At 61.8% G+C, this 23,767-nt stretch carries 21 protein-coding genes and 2 pseudogenes; all 23 read left to right on the top strand.

The annotated features are described in order from the left end of the window. The first annotated feature begins 93 nt into the window (after positions 1-93). The 23 genes and pseudogenes from IVB05_RS10400 (at position 94) to trbG (ending at position 23,732) form a co-directional block, all read left to right on the top strand. Complete coding sequence (locus IVB05_RS10400; RefSeq protein ID WP_247784066.1) at positions 94-741, top strand: tyrosine-type recombinase/integrase; 648 nt, start codon at positions 94-96, stop codon at positions 739-741. After that, positions 735-1,655 (top strand): tyrosine-type recombinase/integrase, encoded by a 921-nt coding sequence (locus IVB05_RS10405; protein ID WP_247784067.1) that lies wholly within the window; start codon positions 735-737, stop codon positions 1,653-1,655. Before IVB05_RS10400 ends, IVB05_RS10405 begins: the two co-directional genes overlap by 7 nt. Next, positions 1,652-2,659: a tyrosine-type recombinase/integrase gene (locus IVB05_RS10410; protein WP_247784068.1), complete on the top strand. Its 1,008-nt coding sequence runs from the start codon at positions 1,652-1,654 to the stop codon at positions 2,657-2,659. The genes IVB05_RS10405 and IVB05_RS10410 overlap by 4 nt, the downstream gene beginning before the upstream one ends. A 479-nt stretch (positions 2,660-3,138) precedes the next feature. Further along, positions 3,139-3,435 (top strand): DUF736 domain-containing protein, encoded by a 297-nt coding sequence (locus IVB05_RS10415; protein ID WP_247784069.1) that lies wholly within the window; start codon positions 3,139-3,141, stop codon positions 3,433-3,435. Between the two features lie 332 nt (positions 3,436-3,767). Then, complete coding sequence (locus IVB05_RS10420) at positions 3,768-4,646, top strand: site-specific integrase (RefSeq protein ID WP_247784070.1); 879 nt, start codon at positions 3,768-3,770, stop codon at positions 4,644-4,646. Between the two features lie 11 nt (positions 4,647-4,657). Next, a pseudogene (locus IVB05_RS10425) lies at positions 4,658-5,865 on the top strand (IS91 family transposase). 368 nt (positions 5,866-6,233) lie between these two features. Next, a pseudogene (locus tag IVB05_RS10430) lies at positions 6,234-6,404 on the top strand (DUF736 domain-containing protein); the annotation flags it as partial. Between the two features lie 311 nt (positions 6,405-6,715). Beyond that, positions 6,716-6,865 (top strand): hypothetical protein, encoded by a 150-nt coding sequence (locus IVB05_RS10435; protein WP_247513408.1) that lies wholly within the window; start codon positions 6,716-6,718, stop codon positions 6,863-6,865. 532 nt (positions 6,866-7,397) lie between these two features. Next, positions 7,398-8,204 carry a DUF2285 domain-containing protein gene (locus tag IVB05_RS10440; protein ID WP_247784071.1) on the top strand — a complete coding sequence of 269 codons (807 nt, stop codon included), beginning with the start codon at positions 7,398-7,400 and terminating at the stop codon, positions 8,202-8,204. Between the two features lie 153 nt (positions 8,205-8,357). Next, on the top strand, positions 8,358-8,576 hold the full coding sequence (locus IVB05_RS10445) for a helix-turn-helix domain-containing protein (RefSeq protein WP_247513406.1): 219 nt from the start codon (positions 8,358-8,360) through the stop codon (positions 8,574-8,576). Further along, a complete protein-coding gene (locus IVB05_RS10450; protein WP_247784072.1) occupies positions 8,566-9,105 on the top strand; it encodes a S26 family signal peptidase in 540 nt (179 codons plus the stop codon). The genes IVB05_RS10445 and IVB05_RS10450 overlap by 11 nt, the downstream gene beginning before the upstream one ends. Positions 9,106-9,447: 342 nt before the next feature. Continuing rightward, positions 9,448-11,418, top strand: a complete 1,971-nt coding sequence (gene rlxS / locus IVB05_RS10455; RefSeq protein WP_247784073.1) for a relaxase/mobilization nuclease RlxS — start codon at positions 9,448-9,450, stop codon at positions 11,416-11,418. Between the two features lie 114 nt (positions 11,419-11,532). Beyond that, positions 11,533-12,672 (top strand): GSU2403 family nucleotidyltransferase fold protein, encoded by a 1,140-nt coding sequence (locus IVB05_RS10460; RefSeq protein ID WP_247784074.1) that lies wholly within the window; start codon positions 11,533-11,535, stop codon positions 12,670-12,672. 608 nt (positions 12,673-13,280) lie between these two features. After that, positions 13,281-15,302 (top strand): conjugal transfer protein TraG, encoded by a 2,022-nt coding sequence (locus tag IVB05_RS10465; protein ID WP_247784075.1) that lies wholly within the window; start codon positions 13,281-13,283, stop codon positions 15,300-15,302. A 12-nt stretch (positions 15,303-15,314) separates the two neighbouring features. Continuing rightward, a complete protein-coding gene (locus IVB05_RS10470) occupies positions 15,315-15,866 on the top strand; it encodes a CopG family transcriptional regulator (protein ID WP_247784076.1) in 552 nt (183 codons plus the stop codon). Continuing rightward, positions 15,859-16,842 (top strand): P-type conjugative transfer ATPase TrbB, encoded by a 984-nt coding sequence (gene trbB / locus IVB05_RS10475; RefSeq protein WP_247784077.1) that lies wholly within the window; start codon positions 15,859-15,861, stop codon positions 16,840-16,842. The genes IVB05_RS10470 and trbB overlap by 8 nt, the downstream gene beginning before the upstream one ends. 89 nt (positions 16,843-16,931) lie before the next feature. After that, positions 16,932-17,228, top strand: a complete 297-nt coding sequence (locus tag IVB05_RS10480; RefSeq protein ID WP_247786651.1) for a TrbC/VirB2 family protein — start codon at positions 16,932-16,934, stop codon at positions 17,226-17,228. Then, positions 17,228-17,485: a VirB3 family type IV secretion system protein gene (locus IVB05_RS10485; protein WP_246924998.1), complete on the top strand. Its 258-nt coding sequence runs from the start codon at positions 17,228-17,230 to the stop codon at positions 17,483-17,485. The genes IVB05_RS10480 and IVB05_RS10485 overlap by 1 nt, the downstream gene beginning before the upstream one ends. Continuing rightward, a complete protein-coding gene (gene trbE / locus IVB05_RS10490; protein ID WP_247786652.1) occupies positions 17,479-20,040 on the top strand; it encodes a conjugal transfer protein TrbE in 2,562 nt (853 codons plus the stop codon). Before IVB05_RS10485 ends, trbE begins: the two co-directional genes overlap by 7 nt. Positions 20,041-20,074: 34 nt before the next feature. Beyond that, positions 20,075-20,827, top strand: coding sequence for a P-type conjugative transfer protein TrbJ (gene trbJ, locus IVB05_RS10495; protein ID WP_247784078.1), 753 nt, complete (start codon positions 20,075-20,077; stop codon positions 20,825-20,827). Between the two features lie 11 nt (positions 20,828-20,838). After that, positions 20,839-22,002 (top strand): P-type conjugative transfer protein TrbL, encoded by a 1,164-nt coding sequence (trbL, locus tag IVB05_RS10500; RefSeq protein WP_247784079.1) that lies wholly within the window; start codon positions 20,839-20,841, stop codon positions 22,000-22,002. Positions 22,003-22,005: 3 nt separating this feature from the next. Next, entirely contained in the window at positions 22,006-22,710 is a 705-nt protein-coding gene (trbF, locus tag IVB05_RS10505) for a conjugal transfer protein TrbF (protein ID WP_247784080.1), read from the top strand. After that, positions 22,707-23,732, top strand: a complete 1,026-nt coding sequence (trbG, locus tag IVB05_RS10510) for a P-type conjugative transfer protein TrbG (RefSeq protein ID WP_247784081.1) — start codon at positions 22,707-22,709, stop codon at positions 23,730-23,732. The genes trbF and trbG overlap by 4 nt, the downstream gene beginning before the upstream one ends. Positions 23,733-23,767 lie beyond the last annotated feature (35 nt).

The following is a 23,767-nucleotide window of genomic DNA, read 5'->3' on the forward strand; positions in this document are numbered from 1 at the left end:
TTCAATCTTTGTTTCTGCTTCGGCGTCGCCCGGCGAGAGGAAGAGGGCGGCGCCCCACTTCGTGACGGGCCAGGTGATCCAGAGAAAGGCTCTTTGATCGTCCGTCGCGGAGAAAAGTGCCCGGTCGGCCGGGAACAGGCTGTTCCGAGCTTCGCGAATTGGCAGTTGGCGACGACGCCACGCTTCCTCGGGCAAGCCGACATCGACCGCCTTCTTGCCGCTTGTGACGGCGAGGATCGGCTGCGCGATCGGGCCGTCATCCTGCTCCTTGCCCGCTTGGGCCTCAGGGCAAGCGAAGTCGCCAATCTGGCCTTCGGTGAGATCGACTGGGTGGCTGGCAGAATAACCCGTGCCGGCAAGGGTCGGCGCGAGGAGCGCCTGCCACTGACTCAGGAGATTGGCGATGCCATCCTCGCCTATATCGAGCGGGCACGGCCGCGCGTCGCGACAACGCGGGTCTTCCTGACGAGTGCTGCGCCCGTCAGGCCGCTCAGCCGCATCGCCGTGAAATGCATCGTGCGCCGTGCCCTCGACAGAGCCGGCGTCAAGAGCATCCATCGCGGGGCTCATGTTCTGCGCCACTCCGCCGCGACGACCATGCTGCGCAACGGCGCCAGCCTTGCCGGCGTTGGCGCCGTGCTGCGGCACCGCTCCCCGTCGGTCACAGCGCTCTATGCCAAGGTGGACATCGGTCTCCTGTCGGAGATCGCGCAGCCCTGGGGTGGGGGGCTGCCATGTTGAGCGAGGACGCCGACCGCTACATCACCCTTCGCCGCACGCTCGGTTACAAGCTGGTCAAGGCCGAGCGGCATCTTCGTGCCTTCGCGCGCTTCGCCGCCGGGCGGGACGAAGCGCACATCCGCACCGCATCCGCTCTCGCCTGGCTGGCGACGGTCGCCCGGACGCCGGGCGCACGCGAGCGGCGCCTGACGGACCCGATCCTGTTCGCGCGCTTCCTGCATGCCGAAGATCCTCGGCATGAGATCCCGCGCGCCGACTTCGCGCGGAGCCGGCAAACGCGACCGATCCCCTATATCTATACCGCGGACGAGATCGCCCGCGTCCTCGATGCCGCCGGCAGGCTCCGGCGGCAGAAGCCCAATCCCCTGCGTCGCCAACTCTACGTCATGCTGTTCGGGCTGATCGCGGCCACGGGACTGCGTGTCTCGGAGGCCATCGCGCTCAAGCTCGACGACATTGGGCCCGATGGTGTGCTGCACATTCGCGAGACCAAGTTCCGCAAGAGCCGGCTCGTGCCGCTGCATCCGACGGTCATCGAGGCGCTCGGCCGCTATCTTGAGGCCCGCCGCCAACGCGCCGGCGAAAGCGATTGGCTGTTCCCATCCGTCCGGCACGGGGCGCTGTGCCCGACGACCGTGAATTACACATTCCGCTGCGTCTTGCGGCGAGCGGGAATTGCACCGGAGCGAAGCCAGCAGCCTCGCATCCACGATCTTCGCCATACCTTCGCAACTCGCGTGCTCGAACAATGCGGCGTCGAGCGTGGCGCGGTCGCCCGGCACTTCGTCGCTCTGTCGACCTATCTCGGCCATGTCGACATCCGGAACACCTATTGGTATCTCCAGGCGACGCCGGAGATGATGGCGGATATCGCCTCGGCGGCGGAAATGCTGGTTGGAGGGAGCGTCTCATGACGAAGCTCGCCCCTCTCGTCACAGGCTTCCTGCGTGACTACATGCCCCGCCAGCGCGGCTACAGTCCGGAAAGCTGCGAGACCTACGCGTTCAGCTTCAAGCTGCTGTTCGACTTCGCCGCGAAACGGCTCGGCACGCGTCCGTCACGGCTGACGATCGAAGACCTGGACGCGCCGCTGATCGCCGCCTTCCTGGCCCACATCGAACAGGAGCGCGGCAATGGCGCCGCCACGCGCAACCTGCGGCTCGCCGCCATCAAGACGTTCATGCGCTATGTGGAGCACCGTGTGCCCTCCGCCCTGGAGCAGATCGGTCGCGTCCATGCCATCCCGGTCAAGCGCCACGACCAGAAGCTCATCCGCCATCTGACGATGGAGGAGGTTCGCGCGATCCTCAACGCCCCCGATCTTGCGACACGATTCGGCGTGCGCGACCGGGCGATGATGCACCTCTGCTTCGCCGGAGGCTTGCGGGTCTCCGAGCTGGTCGGCGTTCTGACCGAAAACCTGTCGCTCCAGCACGGAGCGAGCGTGACGATCCGGGGCAAGGGCCGCAAGGAACGCTGCCTGCCACTCTGGAAGGACACCGCGCGCGACCTTCGCGCCTGGTTGAGCGTCAGGGGAGCAGTCCGCGTGCCGGAGCTGTTCGTCAACGCACAGGATGAGCCGATGACCCGTGCGGGCTTCGAGTACGTGCTCGACAAGCACGTTCGTGCTGCGGCCGAGGCGTGCCCGTCTTTGCGCAGTCGTTCGATCTCTCCGCACCAGCTTCGGCATAGCTGCGCGGTGATCATGCTGCAGGCGACGCACGATATCCGGAAGGTGGCGCTGTGGCTTGGGCATGCCGATATCCGCACCACAACCGAGGTCTATCTCCGCATGGATCCCTCGGAAAAGCTCGAGGCAGTGGAAGCGGTCGTTCCGCCGGAGCTACGCCGCGGTCGGTTCAGGGCGCCGGATGCATTGATCGCCTCTTTGTTGGAATCTACGTCCGATACGACGTGAGGCTTCATTATCATGCTACGGTGACACGCCTTCGGTCCGTTCGGTGCGGCTGCACGATCGTGCCGGCCACATCAGCAAGTTGAGCCTTCGCCCGTTCGATCTTGGAACCGGAGAAGGACGCTGTTGTTGCGCGTGAACCTGGTTGGTGCGGTGACGCCGTCATTGGCCTTGGTGATGCCTGTGAGCCGATGCTCTCCTGTGAAGCTGCTTGGGCCCACGTCCATACCGGCCTTTTGCTGGCGGATCACGCGCCACAATACGCTCGCTGCGCTCGCCGACCTTTACCCGCAATGGCTCGTTCGCGATCTTCTTCCCCTGCCGCCAATCGGCGGCATTCCTCGCGAGGCAACAAAATCGCTCAGCCCGCCATCCTCCGCTCACGCTGCGGGCCAAGGCTGCGGGGCGGTCGTTGCGGCGCTCACAGATCGCCATCAAGGCCGCGATGGTCGCGGGCTTGGAAACAGCAACAGGAGATCACCATGGCTCAGATTGGCACCTTCACCCGCGCCGAAGATGGCTCGTACACCGGCACCATCAGGACGCTCTTGCTCAACATCAAGGTACGCTTCCTTCTGGCCGAACCCTCCGGCAACGAGAAGGCGCCGGACCTGCGCGTGACGGCCGGCAACGTTGAGATAGGCGCCGCGTGGCAGCGGACCTCGAAAGAGAACACCGTCTATCACTCGGTGAAGCTCGACGACCCGTCCTTCCCGGCGCCGATCTACGCCAACCTCGTCGCGGTCGATGACGGCTACGCGCTCGTCTGGTCGCGCTGACCCTCGGCTTGCGGCGTCTCGCCTCGCGCGAGGCGCCGCGGCTCTCCTCAACGATATTATGCGGAGCGCCGCCATCCAAACGCGCCGAAAAACCTGCGCTCAAATCAGGCCAATCCGCATAACGCCACGCTCCGCATAATCCGCGCTGGACGAACCCGCTCCGCGGGAGGGTATCCGCGTTGAGCGCGGGGTATCCCCCTTGAAGCCAGCCCGCGTCTGTGACCCGGCACCACCCGCACAGCGACGTAATCCACCCCATTTCAGAAGCGCTTGCCCTTGGCAAGATGGTGTTGCTGCCCGCGCGCAGCGTCCCTCTTGTCAAGGAGTTCGCTATGACCTCGCTTCGGTTACGCATGATGGAAGACATGCAGGTCCGCAACCTGTCGCGACACACGCAGGATTCGTATTTGCTGCAGGTTTCGCAGTTCGCCCGGCATTTCGCTAAATCGCCGGCTTTGCTCGGCCCGGAGGATATCCACGCCTACCAGGTCTATTTGACGAACGAGAAGAAGCTGGCGCCACGTTCGGTGCAAGTGACCGTCAGAGCGCTTCGTTTTCTCTACCGCGTCACGCTCGGCCTCGATTTGGATTTCGACCGGATCATTCCGTGCCCAAAGGCGCCAAAGACACTGGCCGTCATTCTCAGCCCTGAGGAGGTGCGGCACTTCCTTGGCTGCATCGAGAGCTTCAAACACCAGGCGATCCTGACGACATGCTATGCCGCCGGCCTGCGTATTTCCGAGGCGACCCGCCTGAAGCCTGAGGCTATCGACCGCCAGCGCATGGTGCTGCAGCAGGGCAAGGGACAGAAAGACCTCTACGTCATGCTGTCGGCCAGGTTGCTGGAGGTGCTGACGGCCTATTGGCGCGCCGTGCGACCCACTGGGGTATGGATGTTTCCCGGCGCCGTTGCTGGAGAACCGATATCGACAAGCGCCGTAGATGCCACCTGCCGCCAGGCACATCGGATGTCGAAACTCACCAAGCCGGTGACGCCGCATTCGCTGCGGCACGCATTTGCGGTGCACCTGCTCGAAGCTGGAACCGATCTCCGTACCATCCAGCTCCTGCTCGGCCATCGCAGCCTGTCTACGACCGCTCAATATCTGCGGATCGCTACCAACAAGGTCTGCGCAGCGACGAGCCCGCTTGAACTGCTGCCGCGTCCGATCCCCAAGGCTTCCTCGCCGCCAACGCTCGAACATTTTTGACGGCCAGCCTCATGGGCCGCTCAGGTCTGGAGGTCGCGGATATATTCCGTCGCTACGGTGCTGCCTGGCGCGAGCAGCACTGGGCCTCGCTATCGACCGACCGACGCGCAGCTATGACTGCCATCGAGCGCTGCCGAACTTCGGCGCTCGGCGGCCATGTCGAACAGCGCGACCGCTGTGGCGAACGACGGATCGCTTACAACAGCTGCCGTTCCCGCAGTTGCCCCAAGTGCCAGTGGCTCGCCCGAGCGGAATGGATCGAAGCTCGGCGGGAAGAGCTTCTCGATACGCAGTATTTCCATGTCGTCTTCACCGTTCCCGACGAGATCGCCGCGATTGCCTTCCAGAATGCCAGCACGGTCTACAAGATCCTGTTCCACGCAGCCGCCGAGACGTTGCGCACCATCGCTGCCGATCGGCGACATCTCGGCGCGGAGATCGGATTTTTCGCGGTACTTCATACCTGGGGTCAGAATCTCAGCCATCATCCCCATCTCCACTGCGTCGTGCCCGGCGGCGGGCTATCGCCGGACGGGAGCCGCTGGGTCGCGTGCCGTCCCGGCTTCTTCCTACCAGTCGCCGTGCTCTCCCGACTATTCCGGCGACTGTTTCTCGAAGGTCTGCAAAAGGCATTCGATGCCGGCGAGTTGCGATTCTTTTCGTCATTGGAACGGCTGCACGATCCCGTCGCATTCCGGCGCTATCTGGATCCCACCCGCCAGGGGTCAACTGGGTGGTCTATGCCAAGCCACCGTTCGCGGGCGCTGAGCGGGTTCTGGAATATGTCGGACGCTACACACACCGGGTGGCAATCGCCAACAACCGGATCGTCGATATCGAGGATGGCAAGGTACGCTTTCAGTGGAAGGACTATCGCAACGAGAACCGGCAAAAGGTGATGACGCTCAAGGCCGGGGAGTTCATCCGGCGTTTCCTCGTCCATGTCTTGCCCGAGGGATTTCAGCGCATCCGTTATTATGGTTTCATGGGCAACCGCTACCGCAAGCAAAAGCTCGCCCGCTGCCGCGAACTGCTCGGAATGCAGCAGCCCGATACGCCCGTAAAACCGAAGGAAGGGCGCGATTATCGTGACAAGGTCGAGGAGCTGACCGGCGTTTCCCTGCGGGAATGTCCCTTTTGCCGTCAAGGGCAGATGGTGTGCATCGAGGTGCTCGCGCCCGTTGCGTCACAAGACCCACCTCTTATGGATACTTCATGACGGCCGGGCTTTTCAACTCATTGATCATCGTGCTTTCCGTCTGCCGAGGCAGGCAGCAGGAATCCTATTGTCACGCCTCCGACTTCGAGCCCTCCAAGCGCAGGCGTCGCCGGTCTTTCCGACCGGGAGACCATATCTCGATTAGAATGTTTCGCCATCAAGACCGCATCCAGCATGTCCCCGAAGCCTCAGCGACGGCATTATCCGCTGGGATGCAGCATCCAATTTCCATAGCGGCACCGGCGCGCTAGGCGGCTTCGTCCAACACGTTTTTAGATTACCGGCGCACTCACAGCGGCGCACTTTGAAGCTTCGGTACCGCGCCGCCAATCTAAAAACGCTCTCTATTATGTCGTGCACCACATAAGGCCAAGATCGGAGCGGCCTGGTCGAAGCGCTCCGAGGAGGGCCGTGACTATCTCTCGCTCAAGCTCGACGACCCCTCGTTCAACGCCCCGATCTACGCGAACCTGTTCGATGAGGAAAGCGGGGAAGGCTACACCCTCCTTTGGTCGCGGCCGCGCAAGAGCGGAGAGTGAGAGCAAGCTCTCAGGTCCCGCCCGGTCTTCTCCGGGCGGGGCCTTCCTTGGATCCGTCAGCCCGTCAGGCTTTGCCTTCCAATCGCATTGCGACCTTGCCGGGCGGCCGCTCCGGCCTCCGTTTAACTTTTTCTTTACTCAGGTTTCGCGCAAACGATTCGGCGCAGAAGCTCCATTCCCGCGTCACGGAGCGCTCGTCTGAGTCGCTGAAGAGTCAAGCTCGTAACAGCAAATTAGGTCAATAACGATCGGCGCGACTCGCTCTATAACTCTGCCCACAGAAAGTCTGGATCGTATCATGGAGCGGAATGATGGCGCATTCGTTCAACGCGTTTCACGATGAAGGCGCAACGCTCAAACGCATCTGCGTCGCTCAAGCGATCGTCAGCCTTTCGGCGCTGACATCGACTGCCCTGCTGCTATCGAAGCTCTTGCCGACGATGATGAATGACTTTCACTAAGTGATTATGGTGTCACTGCGTTGAAGACCGCCATCGTTTGGCCCAATCAGCAGTCAACAAATCAAAAGCCGAACCGCATAGCGCAAGGCGTATGCGATTCGGCTTAGGTGTCTTCGTTGCTCATCTAGTCAGAGCGGTTAAACCAACTACACCGGTGGCTCACCGCCCGGAGCGCCTCGATAGATGATAGCACGTTGTCACGGAAAGCAGCTACTTTTTCTTCTTTTTAGCTTTTTTCGCAGTCGTCTTTTTGGTCTTCTTCGCTTTCTTAGCCATGTCCCCTCCATGATTCACATCTGAAATAGTGCAGGCCGAGAATCGGCGTGCACGACGGAAAATGTAACATCAAATTTGCAATATTGACATTGAGACATGTCGCTCACCCGCTTAGAGCTTCCGAACCGCTTGTCTCTTCCAGGAGGCAATGCACGGCGCAAAAGAACAGTGCCGCAACGCAATCCCTGAGGGCCGTTCTCTTGCCCCATTTGGGCCGAAGGATCCTCGCCGAAAAAGCTATCTGCAGGGGCGGCTATTGAATCATTCCGTCGGTTCTTCGCGTGGTCGCACCGACGCGCTTTCCTGTGGAGCCACCGATTACGATGGGGCCGATTGGGCGTGGGAGTTCTTACGCCGAAATCAGGACTATATCGCCGATTGGCGAAGCTCCGTTCCGCGGCACCTGCCATGCATTACGTTGAAGGACGGCACGCGGCTGTTGCGCCTCAGGCAGCGATTTCCGCGTGCGGAGAAGTGGGGGCTTTACGCCTTCGCCGATCCGAGACGCTGCGCCCTTGACGCAACCGTGGTCTGGCATGCCAATGCCTTGAAACGCGTGGTCCGGCTGAGTGCTAGGATGCCGAATGAGCACAGTGGTGCCATGACGCGCGCGCTCGCCGACTTCAATGGCGATCGACTAGCGGTGATTGATACCGTTCAGCACGTTTCGATCAAAGGCATGGGCGTTCGCGTCAATGTCGAAATCAAAGGCCTTTCCGTCCTGACCGCGCCATTTGCTGCGATCTTTGAACTCCATGACCTCGACGACCTCTCAGGGCAGACCGAGGTCCTGAAGCGTCTTCATCGGTTCACTGATACCAATGTTACAGCCCTTCAAAGATCAACTTTTTCAGGCGACGAACGCCTCCGCCAGGCCCTGATCGCGCTCGATGAAAGCCTGAACGGCAAGACGTATCGGCAGATCGCGATTACTCTCTTTGGAGATAAGAAAGTTGCTGAAGAATGGCTGGGGCCTAGTCAATTCTTGAAGGACCGCACGCGGCGCCTCGTCGCGAAAGGCACCGAGTTGATGAAGGGCGGTTATCGCGATCTCCTGAGTTAGACGATTCCGCCATTCTCGCTTTGACGAGTTTTGCTCGCGTGGGATGGCGAAACAAGGTCCGCCATCTTCGCCACTCCAAAAACAGTCCCGATCTGACGACGCTTCCCCTTGCACCTCTTGCTTGTGCGAGATTCGATAAGGGGACGTTGGACGATGACAAAAAGTGACGACAAAGAACCGGAAAAGCCGTTCCTCAACACGGTGGAAGCCGCCGCCTGGCTCCGGCTTACCAAAAACACCCTAGAGAAGATGCGGGTGAACGGCAGAGGGCCCGCTTACCGCAAGCACGGACGCTATGTCCGCTACCACATCGAAGATCTCGTCGAATGGTCGCAGGCAAGCAAGCGGAGGTCGACCTCCGATGCAGATTGATCGCACAAGACTGTGGCGGCAGGCCAGCATTCTTTCGGCCATGTGCGCCGGCATCATCACTCTTCTGATGTCCTCTGCACCCTCGGTGCCGCTCTTGATTTACAATGCATCCGGCAGCGCTCCGCTGGGGTTTTATTATCTGGAGCAACGCTTACCAGTGCGCGGCGAACTCGCCGTCTTCAAGCCGCCACCAACGATCGAACTCTTGATCATCGCGCACAGAATCTTGCCTGTGCCGGTACCGCTTCTGAAGCGGGTCGAAGCGAGCGGTGGAGACGAAGTCTGCCGCGCGAAAGAGCCGATCGGCACCATGTCCATCAACGGCAAGGTCGTCGCTGAGGTACTGGAGAAGGACCGGGAGGGGCTGCCGCTTCCCTCCTGGGAAGGCTGCATGAGACTGGTCGAGGGGGAATTTTTCCTGCTGCAGCCGCATCCTCATTCGTTCGACTCGCGATACTTCGGGCCGGTCCTGCGTTGCGATGTCTTGGGCGTGGCGCACCCGCTCTGGACTTGGAAGTCGGATATTTGAAAGTGGCTCACGACGACGATCGTGCGCGTCGGAAAACGGGCGCGCACCTCTTCACCCTTGCCGCCGGGCCGCCCGTTCGGGCAGATCGCGAGCTCACGGGTCAAGCAAGCTCTTCCATTTAGATCAACGGTTGAAACGAACGAAGCGGGAGAGCAAGATAAAAGCACTGGCGCTTGAGGGCGCTTAAGCTGTTGCCTGCACATCCAAGTGTTGGCGACACGGCTGACCGCGATGTCGCCAAGCGAGTTCTAAAGCAACGATCGCGCTCATTGATTGCGTCTGCGGCTTGGCAGCCGAGGGCTGGATTCACATATCCGCGCTCTTGCAACGGGGACTTGCGTCATGGCCGGCATCGACGACGACGAATTCGAAGTGAAGCTTGGGCGGATCGGCAATCGCAGGCCTGGGAAAGCGACCAGCTATCTTCGACGCGTTCGGCAGGAAGCGAGCAAGGCCGGCGCCAGTGCGCGGGCCGGTTCGTCGTTCAAAGGCGGCCGCATCGGCCGCGGCCGCGCGCAAGGGACGATATTCGCACAGCGCGGACGAAGCCGAGGCAAACGCCGTGTCGTGGTCAAGGCCCGGATCGTGCGGATCAAGTCCGGTGACCTAGGTGCCGTGCGGGCTCACCTGCGGTACGTCCAGCGCGACGGCGTCACACGCGAGGGCGAGGCGGGGGAGCTCTACGACGCCGGCAATGACCGCGCCGATGGCAAGAGTTTTGCGGAGCGCAGCGCCGGCGATCGCCACCAGTTCCGGTTTATCGTGGCGCCGGAGGACAGCGCGGAGCTGGCGGACCTGAAACCCTTCGTCCGCGACCTCATGCTGCAGATGGAGCAGGATCTCGGCACCAAGCTCGACTGGGTCGCCGCCGATCATTTCAACACCGGCCATCCCCATACCCACATCGTCCTTCGCGGCAAGGACGGTGATGGAAGCGACCTCGTCATCGCACGCGACTATATCGCTCATGGCTTTCGGTCGCGGGCAGCGGAGCTCATCACGCGAGAGCTCGGCCCTGAAACGGAGATCGAGGTAGCGCGCAAGCTTCAGCAAGAGATCACGGCCGAGCGGCTGACGCGGCTCGACCGGAGCATCCTGCGGGATGCGCCTAGCGGTATGCTTGAGCCGGGTGCCCTGTCCGGAAGGGAGGCCGCCTGGCAAACGGCGCGGATCGGACGGTTGCGAACCTTGGAGCGAATGGGGTTAGCAGAGGAGACAGAACCCGGGCGTTGGCAGATCGACCCTGAGCTCTCCCCAAAGCTCAGACGCATGGGCGAACGCGGTGACATCATCAAGACCATGCACCGTGAGATGGCCGCGGCGGGAATTGCGCGGGTGGCCGGCAACTATGCGATTTTCGATCCGGAACGAGGCGATCGTCGCCTGGTCGGGCGGGTCGTTGGCGAGGGGTTTGCCGACGAACTGACGGAGCGCCGCTATGTCGTGATCGATGGGGTGGACGGACGGACGCACTATGTCGAGATCGGTACCCTCAGTGCCAAAGAGGAAGCCCCGGTCCGCAACACGATCCTGGAACTCCGACCGCGGGCCGCTGAACCGCGCGCAATCGATCGGACGATTGCAGAGATCGCGGCCCGCCATGGCGGCATCTACAGCGACCGTCTGCATCGAGAATTCGATCCGCAAGCCTCGGGCGAATTTGTCGGATCCCACGTGCGGCGCCTGGAGGCGATGCGGCGCGAAGGAATGGTCAGCCGCCTTGCCGATGGCAGCTGGCGCGCCGGGCAGGATTATCTGGACCGGGCGCTTCGATACGAGAAGCTCCAGCGATCGCGCAATCCTGTGCGGGTCGCGGTGCTGTCATGGCAAAGACTTGAAGATCTACCGCAGGCGCTGGGCGCAACCTGGCTTGATCGCAAGCTCGTTGGGAAGGAGCGCGATGAGCTCGCGTCGACCGGCTTTGGCGCGGAAGTCGAGACAGCGCTCCGAACAAGACGGCAATGGCTGATCGAGCAGGGGCTGGCGCGAGAGGAAGGTGGCCAGGTGCGTTTCGCTCGGAACATGCTCGAAACGCTCGAGGCGCGCGAACTGGCCCGGACGGCGACCGACATATCCGCGCGCACCGGCCTTGAACATGTCCATGTCAAAGCGGGCGACAAGATCGACGGCATCTACCGGCGTATGCTGACGCTGAACAGCGGGCGGTTCGCACTGATCGAGCGATCCCGCGAGTTTGCTCTGGTGCCTTGGCGGCCGGTGCTGGAGCGGGCTCGCGGGCAATTGGTCACCGGCCAGGTCGGCGGGGAAGGCATTTCCTGGTCGATCGGCATGAAGCGCGGATTGGGCCTTTAGAGCGCATAAGCTACTGAAGTTATACTATTTTTGCGGAAGTAGTATAACGGACTTGCCGCTGCACGAAGTTGGCTATACTATTTTCACGGAAATAGTATAACTGGGGTTCCATGCATGACCTCCGCCCGCCTGGATATCACCTATCAAACGCTATATTCGGAATTGGCCCAGCGTAGCCTCGATGAGAGCTTCACCTCCGAATTCTCCTCGAATGGAAGATTCGTGGCTGTCGAGGTCAAGAACAAGAAATACTGGTACTTCGACACACCCAAGCCAGAGGGGGGCGGCCAGGATCGCCGCTACGTCGGTCCAGTGGACGATCCGGAAATCACCAAGCGGGTTGAGGCATTCAAAGATCTGAAGGCCGACCTGAAGGGACGTCGCCGCCTTGTTTCCACGCTGACCCGCGAGGCCTATCTACCGCGCCCCTTACCCATGGTTGGCCAAGTCGTGGAGCAACTGGCGAAGGCTGGCTTTTTCCGCATGAGGGGGGTGCTCGTGGGAACAGTGGCCTACCAATGTTACTCCGCCGTGCTCGGCCGACGCCTTGATGCCGTGGCCATGCAGACTGGCGATGCCGACTTTGCGCAATTCCATGAAATCTCGGTCGCAATCAAAGATTCCATGCCTCCGATCCTGGAGGTACTTCGACATGTCGATCCGACTTTTCGCGAGGTTCCGAGCCAGGCCGACGGCAGGGTCTCCACTCAATTCGTGTCGAGGGACAACTTCAAGGTGGAATTCCTGACGCCGAACCAGTGGTCCGATGATCAGGCAGGCAAGCCAGTTCCGATGCCGGCGCTCGGTGGTGCGGCGGCATTTCCGCTGCGCTTTCTCGATTACCTGATTTACGAGCCCATCCGTGCCGTGCTGCTCCACGGTGCAGGCGTGCCGGTTCTCATTCCATCTCCAGAGCGATATGCCATCCACAAGCTGATCGTCGGATCGCGCCGGAAGCAAGACCGCGACGGGACGGCCAAGAGCGCGAAGGATCGACTTCAAGCCAGATCGATCATTGAATCAATGATCGAGAACCGGCAGCACGCCGATCTTGCTTCCGTCTTCATGGAGGCATGGGATCGTGGTGACCAGTGGAGAGCTGCGATCCGTACCAGCATTGCAACCTATGACGACGACTTCCAGACGTTGCTCCGAAGCGAATTTGCGAAGGGTGTATCCGAGTTCGGCTCCGATCCGGCCAATTACGATTTGGTAGACAAGTCCACCGACAAGCCCGCTCCTCCGCCAAAATGACATGTGACGGGCAGGCCAAGTTCTGCCTCGCGTTTCCTGCTCCAACGTCATCTCGACCAGCAGCAGCACAGGCCCGGCGTCAACATGATCGCCTCTGTCACGCAAGTGCTGCCGATGAAGATGCCCATATCGGCATGCCGATCACGTCGACGCCAAAGATCATGCTCGACACTGCGTCTGGCGCAACATGATCGTGGCAGTGATCAGGCTGTCCGCGCCTTGCTGGCTTTTGCTTGCCAAACTGCATGTTGATCACTGACCCATTCGACACTTCGCGCTGAATACAATTAGATCCAGCTCAGTCTTGCAGAATCACATCGTGGCGCTTCGTGGCCGCGCCGACTCGCGCATGGTCGCTACTGTGTTGAGCGCCAAACGACAGGGTTCAGTGGATGAAATGCCAACGAGATACTACTTGCGCCAAGTGTTCACACGCTGTTGAGGCGTTCGATGACACTGCGTTGACCTTGATTTTCAAGTCCATTGCCTGATCAGACTTGATCAATCTCGCGCTCACTGAAGGCGCGACTTTTTATTTCGATTGAAGCCTCGCGGCATTCGCCGTTTTCATCGCGCCGCTCACGTTGCGTGAGTATGGGGCGAGCGGGATGTTTCCAGCAAAAATCTATGTCGGTCAGATCGCCGTCGTGCTCGGCATCGTCGTCGTCTCGACCTGGGGCGCGACGCAATGGACCGCTGCGGCTCTCGGCTATCAGCAGCGCCTCGGCGAACCCTGGTTCCTGATCGTCGGCTATCGCGTCTATCTGCCTTGGCGGCTGTTCGAATGGTGGTTCGCCTTTGAAGCCTATGCGCCCGAGATCTTCGAGAAGGGCGGAGCCATCGCCGCCGGCGGCGGCATCGCGGGCGCGCTCTTTGCGATCGTTAACTCGGTGTGGCGTGCGCGCCAAAGCCAATTGGTGACGACTTACGGCTCGGCACGGTGGGCGACACCGAAGGAAATCAAGATGGCCGGCCTGTTCGCGTCCAAGGGCGTGTTTCTAGGACGCATCGAGAACAACTATCTGCGCCACGATGGATCGGAACACGTCATGTGTTTTGCGCCGACCCGGTCGGGCAAAGGCGTCGGACTGGTGTTGCCGACATTGCTCTCGTGGACGTCGTCGGCGGTGGTACACGACATCAAGGGCGAAAACTGGGAATTGACCTCCGGTTGGCGTTCGACGTTCTCGCATTGCCTCCTGTTCAATCCCACGGATTCGCGGAGCGCCCGCTATAATCCTCTGCTCGAGGTGCGCAAGGGGGCCGCCGAGGTCCGCGACGTCCAGAACATCGCCGACATCCTGGTCGACCCCGAGGGGGCGCTCGAACGCCGAACCCATTGGGAAAAGACCAGTCATTCGCTGCTGGTCGGCGTCATTCTCCACGTCCTTTACGCGGAAGAGAAGAAGACCCTTACCCGGGTCACCGAGATCCTCGCCGATCCTGCGCAGTCCTTCGAGAAGACGCTCAGGATCATGCTGGCAACCAATCATCTGGGCACCGAGGCCGAGCCGAAGGTGCATCCCGTCGTTGCTGCGACTGCCCGAGAGCTGCTCAACAAGTCCGAAAACGAACGTTCCGGCGTTCTGTCGACCGCCGTGAGCTTTCTCGGGCTCTACCGCGATCCCGTCGTCAGCCGGAACACTGAGAGTTGTGACTGGCGCATCGCCGACCTCGTGAGTGCTGCCAAGCCGGTCACGCTCTATCTCGTCGTTCCACCCTCGGACATCAGCCGCACCAAGCCGTTGATCAGGCTGATCCTCAACCAGATCGGCCGCCGGCTGACGGAGACGCTGAATACCAAGGCGGCCGGCCACACGCACCGCCAGCTCCTGATGATGCTGGATGAATTTCCTGCGCTCGGCCGGCTCGACTTCTTCGAAAGCGCGCTCGCGTTCATGGCCGGCTATGGCATCCGCGCCTATCTGATCGCGCAGTCGCTCAACCAGATCGCAAAGGCGTATGGCGAGAACAACGCGATCCTGGACAATTGCCACGTCCGCATTGCCTTTGCCGCTAATGACGAGCGTACCGCCAAGCGGATTTCGGACGCGCTCGGGACAGCGACCGAACTGCGTGCGCAGCGCAACTATGCGGGTCATCGGCTGGCTCCCTGGCTTGGCCACGTCATGGTCAGCCGCCAGGAGACCGCGCGTCCATTGCTGACGCCCGGCGAAGTGATGCAGCTGCCGCCCGACCAGGCCATCGTGCTGGTGTCTGGTCTTGCCCCGGTCCGGGCTACCAAGCTGCGGCACTACGAAGACGCAAACTTCGTCAGCCGCCTGCGCAAGCCACCTTTTCTGTCGAACGACGTATATGCAGACCGACCGCCGGCCCGCACTGACGATTGGCGGGGTCAGGTGCGCTCCATCGACCTTCGCCTTGCGACGCTGCCGTATCGCGAGCTCATGCAGGCAGGCGGCGAGGAGGGCGGCCTCAAGCAGCAATTGCCATTGTTCGACGAGGCGGCGACGAACGAGGCTCGCCCCATGGAGGATCGGCTGCTCGATGATGAGTCCGACGTCGCCGCTGACCGCAACCAGATGCAGCAAGCCGCAAACGCATCCAGCACTGTACGCCGAGCCCATGCCGTCACCCGCGACGACGACGATCTTCTCCCCTCGTTCTGAGAGCATTCCCCGATGAAACCGAAACTGTCGGCCTATGTCAGCGATAGCGTGGCACAGCGGCTCGAGCTCGCCGCCAAACGTCCCGGAGCCAACAAGTCAGCCATTGTCGATGCAGCGCTGGATCGCTTCCTCAATCCCGAGCGGGACGCCAGCGGCGATGCGGCACTGATCCGAAGGCTGGACCGGATGAGCCGGCAACTGGAACGGACCGACCGCGATGTTGGCGTCCTGGCGGAGACGATTGCGCTTTTCATCCGCTACTACCTGACCATCACCCCGCCGCTGCCTTCGCAAGATCAGGACGCAGCGCGGGCGCTGGGCCGCGAACGGTTCGAGATGTTTGTCGCCCAGGTTGGCAAACGCGTCGCCTCCGGCGGCCGGCTTGTCGCTGACGTCATGGACCGCGTCAGCGCCTCGAAGCCCGATCTCTTCATGCGGAACCTCGAGGAGGGCGCCCCGCTAGGCACAGCCCAAGCTGGAGACACAAAATCCCGTGCGCAGAACGCGGCGGGCGAGCCGCCGGAGCATTCTCCGGCAGGGCGAGAGGAGGTCGGCAATGTCTGATCTCCTCTCGCCAGAGACCCGCGAACGGCGTCGCGGCATGCTGCGGACCGCGATGGGACCGGCGATCGCGCTCGCGTTGGAAGAGCCTGACGTCGTCGAGGTCATGGTCAATCCCGATGGGAAGCTTTGGCTTGACCGGCACGGGACGGGCCGCGCGGACACTGGCGTCGTTCTGACGCCGCAGGTGTCGGAGCGGATCATTCGGCTGGTTGCCAGTCACGTGCGGGCGGAAGCGAGCAGTTCGTCTCCAATCGTCTCGGCGGAGCTTCCCGAAACGGGCGAACGCTTCGAAGGCGTCTTGCCGCCGGTCTCGCTCGCGCCGTGCTTTGCGATCCGCAAGCCCGCAACGACCACGTTCCGCCTGTCCGATTACGTCAAGGCGCAGATTGCCTCGCCGCTAATGGCGAAAGTGCTGACCGCCGCCGTCAGCGAGGCGCGCAGCATCCTGATCGCCGGCGGCACCGGGTCGGGCAAGACGACGCTCGCCAATGCTCTCCTTGCGGAGATCGCCGGTCTCGAAGAGCGGGTGGTCATCATCGAGGACACCCGCGAGCTGCGCTGCGATGCGAAGGATGCCGTGACGCTCCGGACCAAGCCGGGCGTGGCGAGCCTTGCCGATCTTGTCCGCTCAACGCTGCGTTTACGACCTGACCGCATCATCGTCGGTGAGGTCAGAGGCGCCGAAGCCCTGGACATGCTGAAGGCCTGGAATACGGGCCATCCCGGCGGAATTGCCACGGTCCATGCCAACTCGGCACGCGCTGCTCTCTACCGGATCGAACAACTTATCCAGGAGGCGGTCGCAACCGTGCCACGCCGGCTCATAGCCGAGGCAATCGACCTGATCGTCTTCATCAAGGGACGGGGTCCCGCACGGCGCATCGAGGCCGTCGCCGAGCTCAAAGGCCTCGATCCGTCAGGCGACTATCTGCTCGAAACTCCGCCCGGACTTCCCAATACCGCCCACCGTCCTTAACCCCAGGAGACTGCAATATGTCCGTTCGACTGCGTCTATACGTGCGTTCGCGCCTGCGTGGCTTCTGCTCGATCCGCGGGCTTCCCTTGATGGAGCTCGGCGCGGTCTCGGCCTGCATGCTTCTCAGCGCCTCGGCGGCACACGCCGCGGGTTCAGGCATGCCATGGGAAGCCCCGCTCGAGCGTGTCCTGGAATCCATCCAGGGACCGGTCGCCAAGATCGTCGCCGTCATCATCATCACTGTGACTGGCATCTCACTCGCCTTTGGCGACACCTCGGGCGGGTTTCGCAAGATGGTCCAAGTCGTCTTCGGCCTGTCGATCGCATTTGCCGCCAGCTCCTTCTTCCTTTCGTTCTTCTCGTTCGGTGGCGGAGCACTGATCTGATGCGCGCGGAAGGTTTTGAACTCGTGCTCCACCGCTCGTTGACCGAGCCCATCCTGATCGGCGGCGCCCCGCGTGCCGCCGCCATTCTGATCGGGACACTCTCCGCCGTGCTGGCGCTCGGCCTGCGCCTTTGGCTCGCAGGCCTCGTGCTCTGGGTCATTGGCCACAGCGCGGCCGTTTGGCTCGCCAAGCGCGACCCGGCCTTCGTCGAAGTCGCTATCCGTCACACCAAGCACAAGGGGCGGCTCGCATGCTGAACCTGAGAGAATTCCGCGGCAACGCTTATCGGCTGGCTGATTGGCTACCATGGGCCTGCCTGGTCGCCCCAGGCGTCATCCTGAACAAGGATGGCAGCTTTCAGCGGACCATACGCTACCGCGGACCGGACCTCGACAGTGCGACCGAGGCTGAGCTGATGAGCGTCACCTCACGCGTGAACAACGTTCTGAAACGCTTTGGCTCAGGCTGGGCTCTCTTCTTTGATGCCACACGCATTCCGGCTTCCGAATATCCGCGGTCGGAATTTCCTGATGCGGTGTCCTGGCTGGTGGATGAAGAGCGACGAGCCGCGTTCTCAGGCGCCCCTGGGGTGGCGTGGGAGGACCCGTCCCGCCCCGGTGGGCAGCATTTCGAGAGCGTGCTCCATCTGACCTTGATGTATCTGCCGCCTGCCGAAAGGGTCTCGCGTCTCGAAGGTCTATTTCTCGAGCGCCCCAAGGAGAGGCATAGCGTTGGGGGAAAGGGGAAGCGCATTCGTCGCGACCAATCGATCGAAAGTCCTGCGCAAAATGACGGCGAGATTGATGACCAGCAGAGATTTGGCAGCAATGAGAAAGGCTATCGCGAACATCTTCAGAGATTCGTCCAGGAAACCGACCGGGCGATCGACCTGCTCTCGTCGGTCTTGCCTGAGATCTGGCCTCTCGACGACGCGGAGACGCTCACCTATCTCCATAGCTGCGTCTCGACCAAGCGCCATCCGGTCAGCGTTCCCAAGATTCCGGCCTATCTCGATTGCTTCCTGAGCGATGAGCCGCTGACAGGTGGATTGTCCCCGGCCATTGGGCGCAGCCATCTTCGCGCCCTGACGGTCCTTGGGTTTCCACACGTTACCTTTCCCGGCCTGCTCGACGAACTCAACCGGATCGGCGTTGCCTACCGCTGGGCGACGCGGTTCATTCCCCTTGACCGTACGCAGGCAAACGCAACGCTTGCGCGTTATCGGCGACAATGGTTTGCCAAGCGGAAGTCGCTTGCGGCGATCCTCAAAGAGGTCATGTTCAACGAGCAGGCGGCGCTGCTCGACACCGACGCCTGCAACAAGGCCCTGGACGCCGACGCGGCACTCTCCGAGCTTGGCGACGATCTGGTAGCCTTCGGTTATATCACCACGACCGTCACGGTAAGCGACGAGGACTCGCATCAGGCGGACGAGAAAATCCGCGCGGTCGAGCGGGTGATCAATAGCCGGGGCTTTACGGCGATCCGCGAGAGCGTCAATGCGGTTGAGGCTTGGCTCAGCAGCCTGCCGGGGCAGGCCTATGCTAATATCCGCCAGCCCATCGTTCACACGTTGAACCTCGCCCATATGTGCCCATTGTCGGCGGTATGGGCTGGACCCGAGCGGTGCGACCATCTTGATGGCCCGCCGCTTCTCATCGCCAAGACCAAGGGAGCGACACCGTTTCGGTTGTCGCTCCACGTCGGCGACGTCGGGCATACCATCATTGTCGGTCCCACGGGGGCGGGCAAGTCGGTCCTGCTATCGATGCTGGCCCTTCAATTCCGGCGCTACCCAAACGCCCAACTCATCACCTTTGACAAGGGCCGGTCGGCGCGGGCCACCACGCTCGCGTTGTCGGGGGCTTGGTATGAGCTGGGCGCAAAGGGCGGTATCGCCTTTCAGCCGCTCAAGGATGTCGCGGAAGAGAGAGCGAGACTCTGGGCGCTCGACTGGCTCTGCGGTGTGCTCGCCCATGAGCGCGTGACCGTAACGCCTGAGGTCAAGGAGACGCTCTGGTCGGCGCTGAGGAGTCTCGGGTCCGCGCCCGTCTCGCAGCGGACGATGACTGGGCTCGTGGCGTTGCTTGCCCGCGACGCGCTGAGGCAGGCGCTACAGCCGTACACGCTGGAAGGACCCTACGGCCGCTTCCTGGACGCGGACGCCGACCGCCTTTCCGGTGCGGACGTGCTCACCTTCGAGATGGAAGAATTGATGACGTTGCCTGGCCTGGTGGCGCCGGTCCTGACCTATCTCTTTCACACCCTTGAAGACCGCTTCGACGGCCGGCCCACGCTGCTGGTGCTAGACGAGGCTTGGGTGTTTCTGGACGACCCACTGTTCGCAAGCCGCATTCGCGAATGGCTAAAGACGCTGCGCAAGAAGAACGTGGCGGTCATTTTTGCGACCCAGTCGCTCGCCGATGTCGCCGACAGCCAGATTGCTCCTGCGATCATCGAATCCTGTCCAAGCAGAATATTCCTGCCGAACCCACGTGCACTGGAGCCGACCCAGATCGAGACCTACCGCCGGTTCGGCTTGAACGACACCCAGGTGCGCCTGGTCGCGGAAGCATCCCCAAAGCGCGAGTATTATCTGCAGTCTCGTGCCGGCAATCGCCTGTTCGAGCTTGGCCTTGGACCGGTCGCGCTCGCGCTCGTCGGAGCCTCCTCACCAGAGGATCAGCGAGCCATTGACACCGTTCTCGCCCGCACTGGGGCCCACCATTTCGCCGAGCGCTACCTCGCCGAACGCGGTCTGAACTGGGCCGCCAATCTCATCAGCACCTTCGAACAGGCCCATAAGGCCTGACCTCAACCCCAACTCCCAACCCCTGGAGTCTTCCATGCTCGAAAGTACCGGTCGCATGTTCATGGGAACAACCTCAAGATTTATCATGACGACGTTGCTATCTTTTGTCATTGCGGTGAATGGGTCGCGACGGCTGGGCGCGTTCGATATCGTTTTTGATCCCACCAATTACAGCCAGAATCTTCTGACCGCCGCGCGTGCGCTTGAGCAGATCAACAATCAGATCCGGAGCCTCGAAAATCAGGCGCAGTCGTTGCTCAACCAAGCCAAGAACCTCTCGAGCCTGCCCACAAGCGTTGTCGGTCAGCTCACGTCGACGATCAATCAGATGAACAACCTGATAGCTCAGGCGAAAAACCTCTCATTCGATGTTCAGAAGACGCAGCAGGATTTTGAGCGGCTTTATCCCCGCCAATATGCGGCAGCCGTTTCGTCCGACAAGATGGTTCTGGATGCGACGTCGCGATGGGACAACAGCTACGACGGACTGAAGCAGGCGCTCACCATCCAGTCGGCTATCGTCGGTTCTCTGGATCAAGATGGCCAGACGCTTCGAACGCTGATGGCGAATTCGTCCGCTGCGGTCGGCTCGCTGCAGGCCCAACAGTCCGGTAACGAACTGCTCGGTCTCCAGATCAAGCAGTCGTTGCAGACCCAGGCACTTCTGGCGACCCAGGCGCGCGCGGACACGTTGCGAGCGGCCGAACAGCAAGCGTCGTCCGCCGCCGCGAAGGAGCGCTTTATCCGCTTCATCGGCGATGGCCACGCCTACACCAGCGGCAAATAGGTGAGGGCACCATGGCTGATCTCTCCGTCATTGACCGCTTTACAGAGACCTTCTCGCGTTACATCGACTCTGGGTTCGGTCTTCTGTCCGGCGACGTCTCATTCCTGAGCTCAACGTTGATCGGCATCGACCTCACGCTTGCCGGCCTTGCCTGGAGCATGCGCGCCGACGACCATATCCTGGTGACGCTTGCCAAGAAGGTGCTCTATGTCGGTGCCTTCGCGTTCATTATCGGCAACTTCAAGAGCCTCGCCGATATTGTCTTTGCATCGTTCTCCAGCATTGGACTGAAGGCGTCTGGCGGGAGCTTAAGCGCCGCCGATCTGGCGCGGCCGGGTTTTGTTGCTTCCGCCGGCTTTACGGCCGCCCATCCTCTTCTGGAGGAGACCGGGCAATTCTCGGGTTTTGACGTGCTTACTAACCTGCCGACGATCCTGATCCTGTTGTTCTGCTGGATCCTGATCGTGCTTGCGTTCTTCGTCCTGTCGGTGCAGCTCTTCGTTACGTTGATCGAATTCAAGCTGACGACGCTTGCAAGCTTCATTCTTGTGCCCTTCGCGCTGTGGGGAAAGACCGCGTTCCTGGCGGAAAAGACACTCGGTAACGTGGTCGCCTCGGGGGTGAAGGTGATGGTTCTCGCGATCATCATCGGCATCGGCTCGACCATCTTCGGTCAGCTCGCAAGCACGCTGACCCGGCCAGTCGATATCGTCTCGGCCATGAGCTTGTTGCTTGCGGCCCTTTCGCTGTTTGGCCTTGGCATCTTTGGCCCGGGAATCGCGGCGGGCCTGGTCTCGGGTGCACCCCAGCTGGGCGCCGGCGCAGCCGCGGGAACGGTGGCGGGTGCGGCGGCTGTCGTGATCGGCGGCGGAGCGGCGGCCGCGGGTGGGCTGCGTCTTGCGGCGGGTGGTTCAATGACTGCGGTTCGCTCCGCAGCATCGCTCACCGGTGCGTCTTCAGCCGCCGGCGGATCGGCCCGGGCCTCAACGGTGGATCAGCTAGCGAGCGCGGGCACTGGCGGCGCAACGAACGCAGCTACTGCGTCAGGCCCGGGGCGTGCCGCGGGGCCGTCCGCGCGCGGGCACACGAGGGAAGCGGCACAAGTCGCCGCTCACACCCTGAAAGAGGGCGACAAAGGTGGGCATTCGTCGGGCCCGAAGCTGGGGGAGGAGTAGTATATGGCTAGTCACCCCTTTCAGCGCGTGTCCGTCCGTTACGGCGAGACGCCACAGCCGGTCACGCCCTATCAGAAGGCAGCCCAGGTCTGGGACGAGCGGCTCGGGTCCGCCCGTGTTCAGGCCAGCAACTGGCGGCTGGCAGCGCTGGCAGCCATCGGCCTGTCCAGCGTCCTCGGATTGACGATCTTCACCCAGATCGCTCGCTCGGGTGTCGTTCCCTACGTGGTCGAGGTCGATCGGCTCGGTGAAGTCCGCGCAGTCGGGCCGGCACTCGAAGCCTACCAACCGTCAGACGCGCAGATTGCGCACTTTCTCGCGCGGTTCATCGAGAACGTTCGCTCCCTGTCGATTGATCCGGTCATCGTCCGTGCGAACTGGCTGCGTGCCTACGACTTTGTCACCGACCGCGGTGCGCAGGCGTTGAACGACTACGCGCGAGAAGCCGATCCGTTCACAAAGATCGGCTCCAAGACGGTAACAGCCGAAGTCACATCCGTGGTCCGTGCGTCCAGCGACAGCTTCGAAATCCGCTGGAAAGAGAACGCCTACGAGAACGGCTCGATCGCAAAGACAGAGCGCTTCACGGGTCTTGTCACCACGGTTCTCAAGCCGCCTGCGGATGCCGAAACCCTGCGGAAGAACCCCCTCGGCCTCTATGTCCATTCCCTCAACTGGTCGCGCGACCTCATTGGAGACGCCAAATGAATTCCAAAGCCCTTACCAAGCTCGCGTCGGCCAGCGTCCTTGCCTTGTCGCTTTGGCTTGGCGGATGTGCCACCAAGCTCAATCTCGAAGCGCCTTATGACGAGATGACCTTTGAGAAGGCGCTTCCAGAGACTGATCCGCCGGCGCCGGTGCGAATCGTCGAAACGCCCAAGGTCTTGCCGTTGCCGGGCCAGCTGAAGCCCTTTCCGACAAAGGGTGGCAAAGAGGAAAAATTGCCGCCGGAGCAGGCGATAGCCAAGGCGAACAAGGCGGCGCGGATGGAGCCGACGCGCGCCGGCTATATCAACGCCATCCAAGTGTACCCATGGACGGAAGGTGCGCTCTACCGGCTCTATGCAAGCCCGGAGAAGGTATCGACTATCGCGCTTCAGCCGGGCGAGGAACTGATCGACGTCTCCACAGGCGACACGGTTCGTTGGGTGGTTGGTGATACCTTGAGCGGTCAGGGGAGTGCCCGGCGAGTGCACATCCTGGTCAAGCCGACGCTTCCGGATATTCAGACGAACCTTGTCGTCCTGACTGACCGGCGGGCCTATCACCTCGAGCTCGTCTCGACCAAGCAGACCTACATGGCGTCCATCTCGTGGACGTATCCGACAGATACGCTTGTCGCGCTCCACAAGCAGAACGTCGTCGCCCAGGAAAGCGAAGAGCGGGTCGCCGACCGTGGTGTCCGGCTCGACAGCCTGAATTTCCGCTACCGGATTGAAGGCGACGATCCGCCGTGGCGGCCGCTGCGCGCCTTTGACGACGGTCGCAAGGTCTATATCCAGATGCCAACGGGCCTGTCGCAAGGTGAGGCGCCGCCCTTGTTCGTCGCAGGAGCCGATGGCCGGCCGAACCTCGTCAACTACCGCGTCCGCGGTTCCTACTACATCGTTGATCGGATGTTCGGCGCCGCCGAGCTTCGCCTTGGCGAAGATCCGCAGCGAATTGTCCGGATCATCCGCATCGACGCGCGACCGGTGTCGCAGGTCTTCAGCGCCGCGAGCGCCTCATGACGACGGGATTGGATCAGGATCCGGAGCCGTTGGAA

It is taken from the genome of Bradyrhizobium sp. 170, assembly GCF_023101085.1.
Taxonomy (GTDB): domain Bacteria; phylum Pseudomonadota; class Alphaproteobacteria; order Rhizobiales; family Xanthobacteraceae; genus Bradyrhizobium.